The organism is Bacteroides sp. Marseille-P3684, assembly GCF_900291465.1.
Lineage (GTDB): Bacteria > Bacteroidota > Bacteroidia > Bacteroidales > Bacteroidaceae > Phocaeicola_A.
The window spans coordinates 1,954,119-1,973,016 of record NZ_LT985808.1; the positions used below are offsets into that span (position 1 = coordinate 1,954,119).

15 protein-coding genes are annotated in these 18,898 nt (G+C 51.8%); 14 read left to right on the forward strand and 1 reads right to left on the reverse strand.

Translation table 11 applies throughout. The features are described 5' to 3' along the window. Window positions 1–18: 18 nt before the first annotated feature. On the reverse strand, window positions 19–1,377 hold the full coding sequence (locus C8275_RS07560) for an MATE family efflux transporter (RefSeq protein WP_106484683.1): 1,359 nt from the start codon (window positions 1,375–1,377) through the stop codon (window positions 19–21). A 141-nt stretch (window positions 1,378–1,518) separates the two neighbouring features. Between C8275_RS07560 and mnmA the strand changes: the two genes are divergently transcribed. The 14 genes from mnmA (at window position 1,519) to C8275_RS07630 (ending at window position 18,620) form a co-directional block, all read left to right on the forward strand. Continuing rightward, a complete protein-coding gene (gene mnmA, locus C8275_RS07565) occupies window positions 1,519–2,643 on the forward strand; it encodes a tRNA 2-thiouridine(34) synthase MnmA (protein WP_255414001.1) in 1,125 nt (374 codons plus the stop codon). A gap of 7 nt (window positions 2,644–2,650) precedes the next feature. Further along, on the forward strand, window positions 2,651–4,012 hold the full coding sequence (locus C8275_RS07570) for a S8 family serine peptidase (RefSeq protein WP_106484685.1): 1,362 nt from the start codon (window positions 2,651–2,653) through the stop codon (window positions 4,010–4,012). A 7-nt stretch (window positions 4,013–4,019) separates the two neighbouring features. Further along, window positions 4,020–5,351, forward strand: coding sequence for an exodeoxyribonuclease VII large subunit (gene xseA, locus C8275_RS07575; RefSeq protein WP_106484686.1), 1,332 nt, complete (start codon window positions 4,020–4,022; stop codon window positions 5,349–5,351). Between the two features lie 14 nt (window positions 5,352–5,365). Beyond that, window positions 5,366–5,575: an exodeoxyribonuclease VII small subunit gene (gene xseB, locus C8275_RS07580; protein ID WP_022386014.1), complete on the forward strand. Its 210-nt coding sequence runs from the start codon at window positions 5,366–5,368 to the stop codon at window positions 5,573–5,575. A gap of 332 nt (window positions 5,576–5,907) precedes the next feature. Further along, window positions 5,908–6,345 (forward strand): HU family DNA-binding protein, encoded by a 438-nt coding sequence (locus C8275_RS07585; RefSeq protein ID WP_022386015.1) that lies wholly within the window; start codon window positions 5,908–5,910, stop codon window positions 6,343–6,345. Window positions 6,346–6,534: 189 nt separating this feature from the next. Beyond that, complete coding sequence (locus C8275_RS07590; protein ID WP_106484687.1) at window positions 6,535–7,554, forward strand: branched-chain amino acid aminotransferase; 1,020 nt, start codon at window positions 6,535–6,537, stop codon at window positions 7,552–7,554. A 122-nt stretch (window positions 7,555–7,676) separates the two neighbouring features. Further along, window positions 7,677–8,435 (forward strand): tRNA (guanosine(46)-N7)-methyltransferase TrmB, encoded by a 759-nt coding sequence (gene trmB, locus C8275_RS07595; RefSeq protein WP_106484688.1) that lies wholly within the window; start codon window positions 7,677–7,679, stop codon window positions 8,433–8,435. Window positions 8,436–8,489: 54 nt separating this feature from the next. Beyond that, the gene (locus C8275_RS07600) at window positions 8,490–9,596 is read left to right on the forward strand and encodes an Mrp/NBP35 family ATP-binding protein (RefSeq protein WP_106484689.1); all 1,107 of its coding nucleotides are present in this window, start codon (window positions 8,490–8,492) and stop codon (window positions 9,594–9,596) included. 374 nt (window positions 9,597–9,970) lie between these two features. Further along, window positions 9,971–11,077 carry an efflux RND transporter periplasmic adaptor subunit gene (locus tag C8275_RS07605; RefSeq protein ID WP_369861211.1) on the forward strand — a complete coding sequence of 369 codons (1,107 nt, stop codon included), beginning with the start codon at window positions 9,971–9,973 and terminating at the stop codon, window positions 11,075–11,077. 17 nt (window positions 11,078–11,094) lie between these two features. After that, window positions 11,095–14,526 carry an efflux RND transporter permease subunit gene (locus C8275_RS07610; RefSeq protein ID WP_106484691.1) on the forward strand — a complete coding sequence of 1,144 codons (3,432 nt, stop codon included), beginning with the start codon at window positions 11,095–11,097 and terminating at the stop codon, window positions 14,524–14,526. Next, entirely contained in the window at window positions 14,523–15,911 is a 1,389-nt protein-coding gene (locus C8275_RS07615; protein ID WP_106484692.1) for an efflux transporter outer membrane subunit, read from the forward strand. The genes C8275_RS07610 and C8275_RS07615 overlap by 4 nt, the downstream gene beginning before the upstream one ends. 169 nt (window positions 15,912–16,080) lie before the next feature. Then, window positions 16,081–16,848 carry an acyl-ACP--UDP-N-acetylglucosamine O-acyltransferase gene (gene lpxA / locus C8275_RS07620; protein ID WP_022386024.1) on the forward strand — a complete coding sequence of 256 codons (768 nt, stop codon included), beginning with the start codon at window positions 16,081–16,083 and terminating at the stop codon, window positions 16,846–16,848. A 182-nt stretch (window positions 16,849–17,030) separates the two neighbouring features. After that, the gene (rbr, locus tag C8275_RS07625; RefSeq protein ID WP_022386025.1) at window positions 17,031–17,609 is read left to right on the forward strand and encodes a rubrerythrin; all 579 of its coding nucleotides are present in this window, start codon (window positions 17,031–17,033) and stop codon (window positions 17,607–17,609) included. A 162-nt stretch (window positions 17,610–17,771) separates the two neighbouring features. Continuing rightward, window positions 17,772–18,620, forward strand: coding sequence for a mechanosensitive ion channel family protein (locus C8275_RS07630; RefSeq protein ID WP_106484693.1), 849 nt, complete (start codon window positions 17,772–17,774; stop codon window positions 18,618–18,620). Window positions 18,621–18,898: the final 278 nt, after the last annotated feature.

Genomic DNA, 18,898 nt, shown 5'->3' on the forward strand with positions numbered 1-18,898 from the left:
GGGTGAGGTAACGGTGCCTCATGCCGCCTGCATTTTTTTGAATTTCTTGAGCTGGATCCACAGCAGCCATGCCGTCACAATGGAAGCCAGCAAGTCGGATGCCGGCATGCTGAACCAGACGCCGTTCACACCCAGCCAGGGAGGCAGGAAGAGCAGGCAGGGCAGGAGGAAGAGCAGCTGGCGCGTCAGGGAGAGGAAGATGGACTTCTTCGCCATGCCCAGGCTTTGGAAGAAGTTGGTGGTCACCATCTGGAACCCGATGATGGGATAGAAGAGGACCATGATGCGCATGGCTTTGGCTGCCAGGTCAATCATTTGTTCGTCGGTCGTAAATGCCGAGGCAACCAGGTGGGGGCAGAGCTCACCGATCAGGAAGCCTGCCGTCGTGACACAGGTGGCGCTGTAGATGGTGAGCTTCAGGACGCGGATGACGCGGTCAAACAGCTGCGCCCCGAAGTTGTAGCCGGCGATGGGCTGCATGCCTTGGTTCAGTCCCATGACAATCATGACAAAGAAGAAACCGACCCGGTTGACAATGCCGTATGCGCCGATATGGTAGTCGCCTCCATAATCCTTCAGACCTTTGTTGATGAGGATGACGATGAAGCAGGCCGCCAGGTTCATCAGGAAGGGAGACATGCCGATGGCAATGATGTTGGTGACAATCGAACGGTTGAACCGGTAGATGCCCCGCTGGAGATGAATCAGTTCATTCTTGTTGCTGAGGATGTGTATCTGCCGTAGCAGGGAGATGGCTTGTGACAGGACGGTCGCCAAGGCGGCTCCCTCGATGCCCCACTTGAATCCATAGATAAAGATGGGAGCCAGGATGGCATTGAACACCACCGTGTTGATGGTCGCAATCATGGCTTGCTTGGGGTGTCCCGACGCACGCAACACACCGTTCAGTCCGAGATACATGTGGGTGATGACATTGCCCAGCAGGATGACCCGCATGAAGTCGCGGGCATAACCGATGGTGGAATCGCTGGCACCGAAGAAATAAAGGATGGGGTCGAGGAATATCAGGGATATGAACCCGAAGGCAAGTCCGATAATGACGTTCAGCAGGACGACGTTGCCCAGGATGCTTTGGGCGGTGTCATAATCTTTCTGCCCCAGTCGGACTGAAATCAGCGTGGCGGCACCCACTCCCACCAGGGAGCCGAAGGCGGCAGCCAGGTTCATGAACGGGAAGGTCAGAGCCAGGCCGGAAATGGCCATCGCACCTACGCCCTGTCCGATGTAGATGCTGTCAATCATGTTATATAAGGAGGCCGCAGTCATGGCAATGATGCCGGGAATGGAGTACTGTGTCAACAGTTTTCTGATGGGCAGTGTGCCAAGCTCGGTTGCTGTTCCTGTGTGTGTCGTCATGTGGTATGGTTGTTAAGAAGTGGTGCAAAGGTAGCCCTTTTGCGTTGTATAATTTCTTTTCCTCTCTTCGTCTTTGCTGAAAAATAGAATAGTTTAACAGTACAAACAAAGTGAAAATAATATCTTTGCCGTTCGCAATACATAAACAGAAAGACGATGAATGACAAGAAAGTTTTAGTGGGAATGAGTGGCGGTATTGACAGTACAGCCACTTGTATGATGCTGCAGGAGCGAGGTTATGAGGTGGTCGGAGTGACCATGCGTACGTGGGATTCTCCCTCGAAGTTCTCGTCCCCGGACCAGGAACTGCCTGACTATATACTGGAAGCTCAAAGCCTGGCAGAGCGTTTGGGCATCGAACACCATGTGGCGGACGTGCGTGAAGAGTTCCGCAAGGTGATTGTACAGAATTTCATTGACGAATACATGAGCGGTCGCACGCCCAATCCGTGTGCCATGTGCAACCCGCTGTTCAAGTTCCGTATGCTGACCGACTGGGCGGACCGCCTGGACTGCCGGTACATCGCGACCGGGCACTATTCGCGCCTGGAGGAGGTGGACGGCCATGTCTATATTGTGGCGGGGGATGACCCCAGGAAGGACCAGTCCTACTTCCTGTGGCGGGTGGACGAACAGGTGTTCCGCCGGTGTATCTTTCCCCTGGGGACTTATACCAAGGTCTCGGTGCGTGAATATTTGCGCGAGAAGGGGCTCGTAGCCAAATCGGAGAGCGCGGAGAGCATGGAGGTATGTTTTGTCGACGGAGACTACCGTGACTTCCTGCGTCAGCAAGTGCCCGACCTGGATGAGCGTATCGGGGCCGGTAAGTTCGTCGATGCAGCCGGCGTGACGCTGGGAACGCATAAAGGTTTTGCCTATTACACCATCGGACAGCGCAAGGGACTGGACATCGCCTTGGGAAAGCCGGCTTACGTCTTGAAGCTGAACCCGGAGAAGAACACGGTGATGCTGGGCGACGCGGAACAGCTGAGAACGGAGTACATGCTGGTGGAGCAACCCAAGATGGTCGATGCGGAGCGGTTCTTCCGGGAAGAAGGACTGAGTGTACGCATCCGCTACCGGAGTACGCCCATCCCTTGTGACGTGAAGGTGCTCGATGACGGACGTTGGCTCGTCCACTTCCAGGCGGAGGCTTCCTCCATCACTCCGGGGCAGTCCGCCGTCTTCTATGTGGGCAAGCGGGTCGTCGGAGGAGCCTTGATAGCTTCCCAACGCGGAATAGGAATGTATATTGAACAACCATAACGTAATCATGAAGAAGACTTGTTGTATCTTATTTGTTAGTATGTTGTTTGCCGGCAACCTGTTTGCCGGCAATCCTTTGTATCGCTATCGCGTGATGCTTGCCGACAAGAAGGCGACCACGTACAGTCTGTCGAAGCCGCAGGAGTTCTTGTCACAGAAGGCGCTGGAGCGTCGGGAGCGGCAAGGACTTGCCGTCGATTCCACCGACCTGCCTGTGCCGTCGGCTTATCTGAACCGCCTGGAAACGGAGGGCGTGAAGGTCGTCGGTACCAGCCGGTGGAACAATACGGCACTGGTCGAGACGGCAGACACGGCGCGTATGGAGCGTGTGGAAGCCCTGCCTTTCGTCACGGGTGTTCTGAAAGTCTGGACGTCTCCGGACAGCATTCCTCCCCGGGATGCCAACCGGAAGAAGCAGGTGAATCCCTTCCGGCAGGAGTTCAAGGACTATTACGGTCCCGCCCAGAATCAGGTCGAGATGATTGAAGCAGACAAGCTCCATCAGGCAGGATTCCGTGGACAGGGGATGACCGTGGCAGTCATTGACGGCGGTTTCCTGAATGCCGATGCCATCCCCCTGTTGCAGAATGTGAAGATTGAAGGCACCCGGAACTTTGTCCATCCGGGTTGGGATGTCTATGCCGAGTTGGACCACGGGATGAGTGTGCTCTCCTGCATGGCGGCCAATCATCCTTATACCCTGGTCGGTACGGCGCCGGAGGCATCCTATTGGCTGTTCTGTTCGGAAGACCCGGACTGCGAATGTCTCGCGGAAGAGGACTACTGGGCACAGGCGGTGGAGTATGCCGACAGCGTGGGGGTGGACGTCGTCAATACGTCGCTGGGATATTATGCCTTTGACGACCGGTCCAGGAACTACCGTTATCGTGACCTGGACGGACGCACCTCGCTGATGACTCGTTCGGCATCCATGGCAGCGGACAAGGGGATGATTGTCGTGTGCAGTGCCGGGAACTCGGGAGACAAGCAGTGGAAGAAGATTACGCCTCCTGCTGATGCCGACCATGTGCTGACCGTGGGCGCCGTGGACGCACGGGGCATGAACACCACGTTCTCGTCCGTCGGTTATACGGCTGACGGACGGGTGAAGCCCGATGTGATGGCACGTGGCGGACACACCGCCCTGATTCGCCCCAACGGACGGGTCAGCGCCGCCAACGGTACTTCGTTTTCCGCCCCGGTGCTGTGTGGGGGCGTTGCCTGCTTGTGGCAGGCCTGTCCGCAGCTGACGGCGAAAGAAATCATGGAGCTGGTGCGACGTTCGGGCGACCGGTTCGAGTGTCCGGACAACATCTTCGGCTATGGCATCCCGAGCCTGTGGAAAGCCTACCTGAACGCAAACCGCTGACTGTCTCATGGAAGCACTGTCACTCTATGAACTGAACAACCTGGTACGCAGCCGGCTGGAACTGGCTTTCCCGGACGAATATTGGGTGCAGGCTGAGCTGAGCGACGTCCGCAGCAATGCGTCCGGACACTGCTACCTGGAACTGATAGAGAAGGATGCCCGTGGAAACAACCTGATAGCCAAGGCGCGCGGCATGATATGGAGTCCGGTCTACAGACTGCTGAAGCCTTACTTCGAGCAGGAGACGGGACAGGCATTCGTGTCCGGCATCAAGGTGCTGGTGAAGGTCACCGTCAGCTTCCACGAACTCTACGGCTACTCCCTCAACATCGTGGATATCGACCCTTCCTATACGTTGGGCGACATGGCGCGTCGGCGTCGGGAGATACTGGCACAGCTGGAGGAGGAGGGCGTGCTGACCCTGAACAAGGAGCTGGAGATGCCCTTGCTCCCCCAACGGGTGGCAGTCATCTCTTCTGCCACGGCGGCAGGGTACGGTGACTTCTGCAACCAGCTGGAAAATAACCCTTACGGCTATGTCTTCTATCCCCGCCTTTTCCCTGCCATGATGCAGGGAGAGCGGGTGGAGGCGAGCGTCATCGCTGCCTTGGACCGCATCTATGCTCGTGCCGAGGCGTGGGATGCCGTGGTCATCATCCGGGGTGGCGGAGCGACCTCCGACCTGTCCAGCTTCGACTCCTACCTGCTGGCAGCCAATTGCGCCCAGTTCCCCCTGCCCATCATTACGGGCATCGGCCATGAACGCGACGATACGGTGGTGGATGCCGTGGCGCATACCCGGGTCAAGACACCGACGGCAGCTGCCGAGTACCTCATCGCACGGGTGCATGAGTCCGCCCGTCTGGTGGAAAGCAGCGGCGAACGCCTCCGTCGGGGAGCCCTGTCGCTGCTGGAACGGGAGAAACAGCGCATGGCACAGTGCTCGTCCCGGTTGCCTGCACTCTTTGCCAACTACAAGTTGCGGGAGGAGCGTCGGCTGGACCGCTGCTCCCACCGCCTGCGCGCGGCGGTGAAGTCCGGATTGCTGGAGGAGCGCTACCGACTGGAGAAATGGGCGCAGCGCATTCCCTGGCTGACGGCTTCCCGGATAGACCGGGAGCGGCACCGGCTGCAACTGCTGGAACAGCGGACGCAGGCATTGTCGCCCGAGCGTCTGCTGGCACGGGGATACAGCATTACGCTGCTGGACGGACGTGCCGTGACGGACCCCTCCCAGGTGGCAGCAGGCGTCCGTCTGGTGACCCGCGTGGCAAAAGGAGAAATAACGAGTGTCGTGGAACAGCCCTCGGGTGGCACTCAAACGGAAACCCAAGTTTAACGAACAACAACGATATGGCGACAAAAACAATGACTTATGAGAAGGCGGTGAAACGGTTGGAAGAAATCGTTTCCCAGGTGGAAAACAGCGAGCTTAATATCGACCAGTTGAGCGCGTCGCTCAAGGAGGCGCAGGAGCTGCTCACCTTCTGCAAGGAAAAGCTGTACAAGGCGGACGCCGAAATCAGCAAGATGCTCGACGGCTTCCAGCAGGAAGAGTCCTGAGTGGATTAACACTGACGCATCAGACCCCCATCCGCGCACAAAAACGTTCCGACCAAAGATTAAGGCTGTTCCTGCATGGGATAGTCATCGATTATGCGTACCTTTGAAGGACCAAAGTATTATACTTTGGCAGGCTAAGTATAATACTTAGGGTGCCTAAGTATAATACTTTGGTCTGTCTAAGCCGGGGTTTAATCTCGTCTGTCCCGTACCCGTATGTCCTTTAACCGCCGTATGGATGCAGCTGGTCCTGGGAGGAGGGTCGGGGAGGGTGGCTCAGACAGCAGTCAGGGAGGCTTCGAATGGCATTTGAACACTATTAAATAAAGATTATGGCATTTTTCAAGAAAGTAAAAAAGGCGATCAATGGGAAGTGGTATCCACAGGGAGTCGCTTTAGGAGGACCCGTCGGGACACGTGAAATTGCCGACAGACTGTCGGAGATGTCCACACTGACTCCCGGGGACGTGTATGCGGTATTGGCCAATCTGGGTCAGGTGATGAGCGACTACATGGCGGTAGGCAATACCGTGAAGCTGGATGGCGTAGGCACCTTCTTCTATACCCCGCGCATGAAGGGGCAGGGAGTGGACACGCGCGAGGAAGTCAGTGCCGAGCAGATCACCGGAGTCAGTGTCCGTTTTATTCCGGAGACACGCCGCAGTGCCGGTAACAATGTGGTAGGACGACCGCTGGTTGCCGATAAGGTGGAATGGGTGGACATGGACAAACTGGGAGGAAGGAAAAGGTCGCGGAGTGACAGAATGTAACCTTACGTTGCGGCAGGTTTGCAGCTGGCGTGAAATTCTTTCCTCGTTTTCTTTGCTTTATGCAATCTTTTCCTATACATTTGCTGCATGTAAATTCTTTTATATGAGCATCGGCCGGGCGATAGCTTCGCACACGGGAAGAGTGATAGCCTGACGCGGTGTTCATAGACCCTTAAAATTTTAGATACAATGAAAGAAATAGATTGGGCGAATTTGTCGTTCGGCTATATGCGGACCGACTACAACGTGCGCTGTTACTATCGCGACGGAAAATGGGGAGAAGTAGAAGTTTCTTCCGAGGAGACCATCAACCTGCACATGGCTGCTACCTCGTTGCACTACGGTCAGGAGGCTTTTGAAGGCTTGAAAGCCTACCGTTGCAAGGATGGCAAGATCCGCATCTTCCGCATGGAAGCCAATGCGGAACGTCTGCAGAGCACCTGCCGGGGCATCCTGATGCCGGAACTTCCGACTGAACGCTTCTGTGAGATGGTGAAGAAGGTGGTGAAGCTGAACGAACGTTTCATCCCGCCTTATGAGAGTGGCGCTTCGCTGTATATCCGCCCGTTGCTGATTGGTACAAGTGCCCAGGTGGGCGTGCATCCAGCCAGCGAATATCTGTTTGTCATCTTCGTAACACCGGTAGGACCCTACTTCAAGGGCGGGTTCGCAACCAATCCCTATGTCATCATCCGCGAGTTCGACCGTGCGGCTCCGCTCGGAACAGGAACCTTCAAGGTGGGTGGCAACTATGCAGCCAGCTTGCGTGCGAACAAGATGGCACACGATCTGGGTTATTCCTGCGAGTTCTACCTCGACGCAAAAGAGAAGAAGTACATCGATGAGTGTGGCGCCGCCAACTTCTTCGGTATCAAGAACAATACCTATATCACTCCGCTGTCAACGTCCATCCTTCCGTCCATCACCAACCGCAGCCTGATGCAGTTGGCAGAGGATATGGGGCTGAAGGTAGAACGTCGTCCGGTGCCTGAAGAAGAGCTGGCTACCTTTGAAGAGGCAGGAGCTTGTGGTACGGCAGCGGTCATCAGCCCGATCGAACGTATCGATGACCTGGAGAACAAGCGGTCATACGTGATTGCCAAAGATGGCAAGCCGGGTCCGATTTCTACCCGACTCTACCAGCAGTTGCGTGCCATCCAGTATGGCGATGTGCCCGATCCTTACGGATGGGTAACCGTGCTTGACTAAGCGGAACCGCTCGATTATAGATGCTTGACGCAGGTTGCACAGACCGACATTTGTGCAACCTGCGTTTTTGTATGCTCCATTTTCTTCGTAATTTTGCGGCGTTAACAACTAAAGTGAAGCAGATGGGCAAGAACAAACTGGAGAAATTTGCAGACATGCGGAGCTATCCGCACGTGTTCGAGTATCCGTACTCAGTGATAGATAATGTACCTTTTGAGATGAAAGGCAGATGGAAGGCGGACTTTTTCAAGAACGACCATCCGATCGTGCTGGAGCTGGGATGCGGACGTGGCGAATACACCGTCGGACTGGCACGCAAGTATCCTGACAAGAATTTCATCGGGGTGGACATCAAGGGGGCACGCATGTGGACCGGAGCGACGGAAGCCTTGCAGGAAGGTTTGCAGAACGTGGCTTTCCTGCGTACGAATATCGAAATAATCGACCGCTTCTTTGCTCCGGACGAAGTCAGTGAAATCTGGCTGACCTTCTCCGACCCGCAGATGAAGAAGGCTACGAAACGTCTGACGTCCACCTATTTCATGGAACGCTATCGCCGTTTCCTGTGCGATGGCGGACTGATACATGTCAAGACCGACAGCAACTTCATGTTCACCTATACGCGCTACATGCTTGAGACGAACCGGTTGCCGGTGGAGTTCATGACCGATGACTTGTACCATTCCGGTCTGGTGGACGACATCCTGGGCATCCGGACTTACTACGAGCAGCAATGGCTGGACCGGGGACTGACCATCAAGTATGTGAAGTTCCGTTTGCCGAAGGACGGAGCCTTGCAGGAACCGGACGTGGAAATCGAGCTGGATGACTACAGAAGCTATAACCGCAGCAAACGCAGCGGTCTGCAAACCAGCAAGTAGTCTGCTGACCTTTGAACACTTTATGAATGAACATAATCTTAAGACCTAGTTGATATGGCAATTTATCCGAAACTTATATTAGATGCCTTGTCTACGGTCCGTTATCCCGGGACAGGCAAGAATATCGTGGAGGCGGGTATGGTGGACGACAATATCCGCATTGATGGGAACAAAGTGTCGTTCTCGTTGATTTTTGAAAAGCCGACCGACCCCTTCATGAAGTCGGTTGTCAAGGCGGCGGAAACAGCAATCCTGACGTATGTGGGTGAAGATGTCGAGATTGCCGGCAACATTTCGGTGACAACCGTACAGCAGGCACGTCCCGAAGTCGGGAAGCTGCTGCCCCAGGTGAAGAACATCATCGCCATTTCTTCCGGTAAGGGAGGAGTGGGGAAGTCCACGGTCGCAGCCAATCTGGCGGTGGCACTGGCGAAGTTGGGCTATAAGGTCGGCTTGCTCGATGCCGATATCTTCGGTCCTTCCATGCCGAAGATGTTCCAGGTGGAGGATGCCCGCCCCTATGCCGAGATGATTGACGGACGGGAGCTGATTGTCCCCATTGAGAAATACGGTGTGAAACTGTTGTCCATCGGCTTCTTTGTCAACTCGGACCAGGCTACCTTGTGGCGTGGCGGAATGGCAAGCAACGCGTTGAAGCAGCTTATCGGTGATGCTGCCTGGGGAGATTTGGACTATTTCCTGATTGACCTGCCTCCCGGAACCAGCGACATACACCTCACCGTCGTGCAGACGTTGGCAGTGACCGGTGCCGTAGTGGTAAGTACACCGCAGCAGGTAGCGTTGGCCGATGCCCGCAAAGGTATTAATATGTTTACAAATGAGAAGGTCAATGTCCCCATCCTGGGCTTGGTCGAGAACATGGCCTGGTTTACCCCGGCTGAACTTCCGCAGAACCGTTATTACATTTTCGGGAAGGAAGGAGCCAAGAAGCTGGCAGCTGAAATGAAGGTTCCCTTGATCGGTCAGATTCCTATCGTACAAAGCATCTGTGAAGGAGGCGATGACGGTAAACCGGTTGCCCTCAACGAAGATACCGTTACGGGACAGGCATTCATCCAACTGGCAGAAGAACTTGTCCGTCAGACGGAAAAACGGAACGCCGAGCAGGCTCCTACACGGATTGTTGAAGTCCACAAGTAGGGAACTGCCACCTCTCTGAATTGAAAACTTACCCCTGTCTTTCTCGTGCCGAAGATACCTTCCGTGAGAGAGACAGGGGTAAGTTTTTGTATGGCTGTGCCGTGACTGTTAATCATCCTATAGGGGAGTTTGCCTTTTAGTTAAAGTTCGCCAAACTTCTACGTGTGCGTATGATACAAAGCGAACAAATATATACTTTTGCGCACGAGAAACTTTTTCGTAGTTTTTAGTTTTTAAAGAACAGGGTATAAAGAAAACAATTTATAATAGATAATATGGATATGAAGTCAAAACAAAAGTTCACTTATTCAAGTGCAGGTGTCCTTTGTGCAGGGGCACTCTTATTGTTTAATGCCTGCGGCGGCAGCCAAGGTATGAAGATGGGTGACAATGAATTCACCGTAGAGACGGTGTCTTCCACCTCAAGCCAGCAGACTACCCAGTATCCCGCAACAATCAAAGGTATGCAGGATATCGAGATTCGTCCGCAAGTTTCAGGATTCATTGTCAAATTGTGCGTGGATGAAGGTGCCACTGTCCGTAAGGGACAGGCTTTGTTCCAGATTGATCCGACTCAATATGCAGCAGCAGCCAATCAGGCAAAAGCGAATGTTGCATCGGCAGAAGCCAACTTGCACACGATGGAGCTGACGGCTCAGAACAAGAAGACTTTGTATGATAAGAAGGTCATTAGCCAGTTTGACTATCAGACGGCGTTGAACAACCTGGAGACTGCCAAAGCTACCTTGGCACAAGCCAAAGCCAGCTTGGTTGCCGCTCAGCAGAATCTGGGCTTTTGTACAGTGACCAGCCCCTCGGACGGTGTAGTCGGAACTTTCCCCTACCGTGTCGGTAGTCTGGTCAGCGCTTCGATTGCAGAGCCGTTGACTACGGTTTCGGAAATCGGCGATATGTATGTTTACTTCTCGATGACCGAAAAGCAATTGTTGAACATGACAAAAGCCGGTGGAACCCTGAAGGAACAGCTGGAAAAGATGCCGGCAGTGAAGCTGCAGCTCTCCGATGGTACGATGTATGATGCCGAAGGTAAGATTGATGCCGTGAGTGGAGTCATCGACCAGACCACCGGTTCGGTAAGTATGCGTGCGGTCTTCCCCAACAAGGGAAATGTGTTGCGTAGCGGTGGCTCGGGTAATATCATCTTCCCTTATGCGTTGGAGAACGTCTGTGTCATTCCGCAAAGTGCGACACAGGAAATTCAGGACAAGAAGTTCGTTTATGTAATGCAGCCGGACAGTACCTTGAAGCATACGGAAATCAAGGTGTATAACCTGAATGACGGAAAGACTTTTGTTGTGACAGAGGGCTTGAAGAACGGTGATAAGATTGTGACCGAAGGCGTTCAGACTCTGAAGAACGGACAGAAGATTGTGCCGATCACTCCGCAACAGAAAGAGGCCAAATACCAGCAGGCTCTGAAAGACCAGCGTGAAGGTAATTTGGAAACAGCATTTAATTAAAAAGTGATGATTCAACTATGAGGCTAGATAAGTTTATTAATCGTCCGGTATTATCAACCGTAATCTCAATCTTGTTGGTAATCTTGGGTTTCATAGGCTTGGCAACCTTGCCTATCACCCAGTATCCGGACATTGCGCCGCCGACGATCTCTGTGAGCGCAAACTATACGGGTGCCAACGCCCAGACGGTGCTGAACTCTGTAATCTCTCCGTTGGAAGACCAGATCAACGGTGTGGAGAACATGATGTACATGCAGTCTACCGCTACAAACAACGGCTCGGCACGTATTACAGTATATTTCAAGCAGGGAACAGACCCTGATATGGCACAGGTCAACGTGCAGAACCGTGTGACCCAGGCTCAGGGACTCCTGCCTTCCGAGGTAACTCAGGTGGGTGTGACGACAATGAAGCGCCAGACATCCATGTTGATGATCTTCTCTCTTTATGACAAGGAGGACAAATACAACATCGAGTTCCTGGAGAACTATGCCAGTATCAACCTGATTCCGGAAATCAAACGTGTGAACGGTGTCGGTGATGCCAATGCGATGAGTGCCGACTACTCCATGCGTATTTGGTTGAAACCGGATGTGATGGCTCAGTATAAGCTGCTGCCCAGCGATATCACTTCGGCATTGTCCGAGCAGAACGTGGAGGCAGCACCGGGTCAGTTCGGTGAACGCGGTAACCAGTCGTTCCAGTACACCATCCGTTATAAGGGACGTTTGTCCAGTGCGGCAGAGTTTGAGGATATTGTCATCAAGGCACTTCCCGATGGACAGATTCTCCGTCTGGGTGATGTTGCCGACCTGGAGCTGGGACGTTTGAACTACAGTTTCAACAACATGGTAAATGGACACAAGGCTGTGACCTGTATCATTTATCAGATGGCTGGTACCAACGCAACAGAAACCATCCAGAACCTGGAGAAGGTGCTTGCAGACTATGAGAAGAACCTCCCCGACGGCATCGGACTCAGTATTGCACAGAGTGCCAATGACTTCTTGTTCGCTTCTATTCATGAGGTTGTCAAGACGTTGATCGAGGCATTTATTCTGGTGTTCATCGTCGTGTATATCTTCCTGCAGGATATGCGTTCTACGTTGATCCCGGCAATTGCCATTCCGGTGGCTTTGATTGCGACCTTCTTCGCCATGAAGCTGATCGGCTTCAGTTTGAACTTGCTGACGTTGTCGGCTATGGTGCTTGCCATTGCGATCGTCGTCGACGATGCGATAGTCGTCGTCGAGGGCGTCCATGCGAAGTTGGACCAAGGCTACAAGTCTTCGCGTTTGGCTTCCATCGACGCCATGAGTGAGTTGGGTGGTGCTATCGTTTCCATTACATTGGTCATGATGTCCGTGTTTATTCCTGTCAGCTTCATTGGTGGTACAGCCGGTACGTTCTACCAGCAGTTCGGTATTACCATGGCGTTGGCTATCGGTTTCTCGGCTATCAACGCATTGACCTTGTCTCCTGCCTTGTGTGCCCTGTTCCTGAAGCCTCACAATTCGAACACGACGCTGAAGGAGCGTATGGATACGGCTTACAAGGAGTCACGTCGGATTATGGTCAGCAAGTACACCGACGCTATCGGTAAGCGGTTGAATCCGAAGATTGTCATCCTCTTTGTGATTATTGCCATCTTGGGTATGATTTTCGGAATGTTCAACTTTGACCAGCATCCGGTGCTCTGTATATTGTTCATCATCATCAGTATTCTGGCTTTTGCCGGCATGACGACTGACAAGTTCAAGGCTTCGTTCAACAAGTCCTATAACTCACTCTTGAACAAGTACCGCAAGTATGTCGTGTTCTTCATCCACCGGAAAGGATTGTCCTTCGGTCTTCTGGGAGCATTGATTGCCCTGTTGGTATTCTTCATGAACATTACACCGACCGGTATGGTGCCGAATGAAGATACCGGTACCATCATGGGTGCCGTAACCTTGCCGCCGGGTACTTCTCAGGAGCGTGCTCAGGAAGTGCTCAACAAGGTTGACAGCCTGATTGCCGCAGAGCCTGCCGTACAGTCCCGTACCGTGATTTCCGGTTTCAGCTTTATCGGTAGTGGCCAGGGACCTTCCTACGGTTCAATCATTATCAAGTTGAAAGACTGGGAAGAACGTTCCATGCAGCAGAGTTCGGATATTGTGGTTGCTTCGCTGTTCATGCGTTCTCAGAAGCTGTTTAAGGATGCACAGGTATTGTTCTTTGCTCCGCCTATGATTCCGGGATACTCCATTTCAACCGATATCGAGTTGAACATGCAGGATAAGACCGGAGGTTCGCTGGACCACTTCTTTGAGGTTGTCAACTCTTACATGGCTGCCTTGGAAGAACGTCCGGAAATCAGCTCGGCTTCCACGAACTTTAACCCGAGCTTCCCCCAATATCAGATGGATATCGATGTTGCAGCCTGCAAGCGTGCCGGAATCAGCCCGAGCACCATCTTGTCGACCATGCAAGGATACTTTGGAGGTATCTATGCGTCGAACTTCAACAGTTTCGGTAAGATGTACCGTGTCATGATTCAGGCAGAGCCGGATGCAACCAAGAACATGGAATCACTGAACAGCATCAAGGTGCGTGGCAGTGACGGCGAGATGGCTCCGATTACCCAGTTCGTGACCATGAAGAGAATCTATGGTCCGGATGTGATCAGCCGTTTCAACTTGTACACCTCTATTCAAGTAATGGTATCGCCGGCTGCCGGCTACACTTCCGGTCAGGCATTGCAGGCCATTTCGGAAGTTGCCAGTCAGAACCTGCCCACAGGTTTCGGCTATGAGTTGGGAGGTATGGCACGTGAGGAGGCTCAGACAACCAACACGACCGGATTGATTTTTGTGCTCTGTCTCGTCTTCGTTTACTTGCTGTTGAGTGCCCAGTATGAAAGCTATGTGTTGCCGTTGGCCGTGTTGCTCTCCATCCCCTGCGGTCTGTTGGGAAGCTTCCTGTTTGTGAACGGATTTGCGGCGTTGGGCAGCATCCCGGCATTGAAGATGGTGCTGGGTACCATGTCAAACGATATCTATATGCAGATTGCCTTGATTATGTTGATGGGTCTGTTGGCGAAGAACGCCATTCTGATTGTTGAGTTCGCTCTTGACCGTCGTAAACAGGGTATGAGTATCTCGTGGGCTGCCGTGCTCGGAGCTTCCGCCCGTCTGCGTCCTATCTTGATGACTTCACTCGCCATGATTATCGGTTTGCTTCCGTTGATGTTCGCATTTGGCGTCGGTGCTCATGGTAACCGTACGTTGGGAGCCTCTGCCATTGGCGGTATGTTGATTGGTATGATATGCCAGATCTTCATCGTGCCGACTTTGTTCGTAGTCTTCCAATGGCTGCAAGAGAAGTTCAAACCGATCGAATGGACCGATATGGACGGCAGTGAGGTTGAACCGGATATTGAACAATATTCAAACAAAGACGAAAAATGAAGAAACAACAGATAATATTACTGATGGGCGCAGCTGCTTTGTTCAGCAGCTGCGGCATCTACAATTCCTATAAGCGCCCGAGTGATATTTCCGTTGAAGGGATATATCGGGATACGGTATCCGTCAACGATACGCTGGTCAGCGATACGACCAACATGGGCAATATCTCCTGGCGTGAGATGTTCCGTGACCCGAAGTTGCAGGCGCTCATCGAGCAAGGCTTGACCAACAATACCGACTTGCAGACCGCCATCCTGCAAGTAGAGCAGGCAAAAGCCTCTCTGACAAGTGCGCGTTTGTCCTTCTTGCCCGCATTTACCCTTTCTCCGCAAGGCGGTATCACCAAGATGGAGAATACCTCTTCGTACCGTACGTGGCAGGCTCCGCTGAGTGCCAGCTGGGAGGTTGACCTCTTCGGTAACTTGCTGAACTCTTCACGGAGTGCGCGCGCTACTTTGCTGCAAAGCGAGGCATACGAACAGGCGGTGCGGTCGCAGGTGATTTCCAATATCGCCAGTCTCTATTACACGTTGCTGATGCTTGACCGTCAGTTGGAGATTAGTGAAGAGACACATGTGAAGTGGTCGCAGACCCTCTCCATGATGCAGGACATGATGGAGGCAGGCATGTCCAACAAGGCTGGAGTTGCCCAGACGGAAGCCAGTTGCTATGCCGTGGCTGCCAGCATTGCCGAGATTCGTCAGACCATCCGTGAGACCGAGAACTCACTTTCCACCTTGCTGGGTATGGCACCCCAACACATTGAACGTGGACGTTTGGAAGACCAGCAGATGCCCGAGGATATCAATGCTGGCATTCCTTTGCAATTGTTGTCGAACCGTCCGGATGTACGTGCTGCAGAGATGTCGCTTGCCAATGCGTTCTACCTGACCAATAAGGCCCGTTCGGCATTCTATCCGAAAATTTCCTTGACCGGAACCTTGGGGTGGACGAACGGAACTACGGGCAACTTGAACCCGGCACAAATCATGAAGAACGCCATCGCTTCGTTGACCCAGCCCATTTTCAATCGGGGCGCTCTGATTGCTAACCTGAAGATTTCAAAGGCACAGCAGGAGCAGGCAAAACTCGCTTTCCAACAGACCGTGTTGGATGCCGGTGCTGAGGTGAGCAACGCTCTGTTTGCTTACCAGACCGTCGGTGAGAAGAGCCAGCAACGTGACAAGCAGGTGAAAGCTTTGGAAGAGGCCGTGGATGCAACCATCGGGCTGATGGATGTGGGACAGACCACCTACCTGGATGTTATCACAGCCCAGCAATCACTTCTCAGTGCCCAGCTTACACAGGTACAAGACAATTATGACTACTTGCAGTCAGTCATCAGTCTCTACCAGGCGTTGGGTGGTGGAAGGACCGGTGAATAAAGGTGAGCTTACAATGAAATGTTGATATATAAGAGGTCCGTTATTGAGCTTCAATAACGGACTTTTTCACACATTCACAGTGAAAAAGGCTTGTAAATATGTAACCTTTTTTATAGCTTTGTCACACTTAGTTACCTTATTGAAATATTAACCTTCTAAATATACGATTATGATTAGTCCGTTAGCTTATGTCGATCCGTCGGCACAGATTGGCAAGAATGTCACAATCCATCCATTTGCTTACATTGACAAGAATGTCGTGATCGGTGACAACTGTGTCGTGATGCCATACGCAAGCATAATGAGTGGTGCACGTCTTGGAAGTGGAAATGTGATTTATCAGGGAGCAGTTATCGGAACACCTCCCCAAGATTTCAAACATAAGGGCGAAGATACCATCGTCCGTATTGGTGACAACAATGTCATCCGTGAGAATGCCGTCATCATACGCGCTTCAGCTCCCGAACATGAGACGGTTATCGGTGACGGTAACTTCATCATGCAGGCAGTTCGTATTTCGCACGATGCCACCATCGGCAATCATTGTATTATCGGCAATGGTTCGCAAGTGGCAGGACGCTCAACGGTCGGCAATTATTCCATTCTCGCTTCGTCGGTTATCATGACCGGTCATATCCGGGTGGGCGACTGGTCGGTTATTCAGGGAGGATGCCGCTTCTCGAATGATGTTCCGCCTTACGTAGTAGTGGCACATGAACCCGCTGCGTTCTACAGCATCAACACAAAGGTACTGCAACATAACGGCTTCTCTGAAACCATTATCAAGCACATTGCCCATGCTTATCGCATCATCTACCATGCCAATACATCCGTAGACGATGCCATCTATCGTGTGGAGCAGCAGGTGCCGCGTGGAGAGGAAATCAACAACATCATCAAGTTTATCACAGAGTCAAAAGTAGGCATCATCAAGTGATGCTGCCTTGACCCTTTACCTTATAATATATAGGCAGCCCAAGACACCGGTCAAGAGTCTTCGGGCTGCCTTTTACTTTTTTAACTTTCTGGACCGTAATATTGCTTTGTAATAATTACAATCTTAGAAATAATTTTATACCTTTGCATCAAAGAAAACTAACTAACTAAAAGCAATAATTTATGGAAAAGTCATTGAAAGGTACACGTACCGAAAAGAATCTGATGATTTCTTTCGCTGGTGAGTCACAAGCAAGAATGCGCTACACTTACTTTGCAAGTGCAGCCAAGAAGGAAGGCTATGAGCAGATTGCTGCCATCTTCACAGAAACAGCTGATCAGGAGAAAGAGCATGCAAAGCGTATGTTCAAGTGGTTGGAAGGCGGAATGGTTGAGATTACAGCCAGCTATCCTGCCGGTGTTATTGGTACAACTGCTGAGAACCTGAAGGCAGCTGCTGCAGGCGAGCATGAAGAGTGGTCGCTTGATTATCCGAAGTTTGCTGATATTGCCGATGAGGAAGGATTCCCTGCCATCGCTATCATGTATCGCAACATTGCTGTGGCTGAGAAGGGACACGAGGAGAGATATCGTGCTCTGCTTGCCAACGTTGAAAACGGCGAAGTGTTCAAGAAAAAGGAAAATGTGATCTGGCAATGTCGCAACTGCGGTTTCATTTTCGAAGGTCCCGAGGCACCTGCCGTATGTCCGGCATGTCTCCATCCGCAAGCTTACTTCCAGGTGAAGCCGACTAATTATTGAGAATCTGACAGCGTCATCGCTGATTAATGACCAAGGGTCGGGAAGAACATGACACATATCTGTTCTTCCTGACCTTTTTCATTCCAGATTGTGTGTATTGACCGGCTGTTTGTATCTTTGTGGTCGATTTTATGTGAACTATTAATTCTAACTATTATTTTTATGTTGTTTACTTTATTAAATGCTACTTCCTTGGTCAATGTCGAGCAGGTGGTCGATAAGCTGATTACTTGGGGCGTAGAGACCGGTAAGGACATCTTGGGAGCAATTTTGATCTATGTCATCGGACGTTTCATCATCCGTCAGATCATGCGTCTGGTTGCTAATATTCTGGAACGTCGTAAGTTTGAAAGCAGTGTACAGACCTTCTTGAAGAGTTTGCTCAGTATCCTCCTCAATCTGGTACTGGCATTCGCCATCATCAGTAAGCTGGGCGTAGAAACAACCAGTCTGGCAGCCTTGTTGGCATCGGCCGGTGTTGCTATTGGTATGGCACTGTCAGGCAATCTTTCAAACTTTGCCGGAGGACTTGTCATCCTGGTATTCAAACCATTTAAAGTGGGTGATTTTATCGATGGCCCCGATGGGGTAAGTGGTACGGTGAAGGAAATACAGATTTTTCATACCATTCTGGCCATGCTGGATGACCGTATCATCTATGTACCCAATGGCGTGCTCAGCAGCAATGCCATTACGAATTACAGCCGTCAGCAGATGCGTCGTGCCGAGTGGACATTCGGAGTGGAGTATGGAGAAGACTACGAACGTGTGAAAGCGGTTTTGGAAAGAATCATTGCGGCTGATGACCGCATTTTGAAGACTCCGGAGCCTTTTATTGCACTCTCCTCACTCTCGGCAAGCAGCGTGGACATCAAGGTGCGTGCTTGGGCGAAAGTCTCAGATTATTGGGATGTCTACTTTGACATGAACCGGGTGGTTTATGAAACATTCAATAAGGAAGGCATCGGATTCCCCTTCCCGCAACTTACCGTTCATCAGGCAAAAGACTGAAATTGCGAGTTTGAAGACGGTTTGAAAACCGTTTGAATGGTAAAAAGAAATGTCTTTATTGGAACTCTTCCTTGGCTGGACCGGCTGAAGGAAAGGGAGCTGATAAGGACATTTCTTTTTATTTGCTCCGATATTACTGATTGGCGTCGGCTTTTTTACAATCTTTCTTTCTATAGAATCTTATCGGATTACAGGTATTTTGCAAGGCTGTAAATGTTGGAATAAGGCCTTTTTAGGGTCAGAACAGGAGTCAATGATTTCTAGTTGTATCGAAGAAG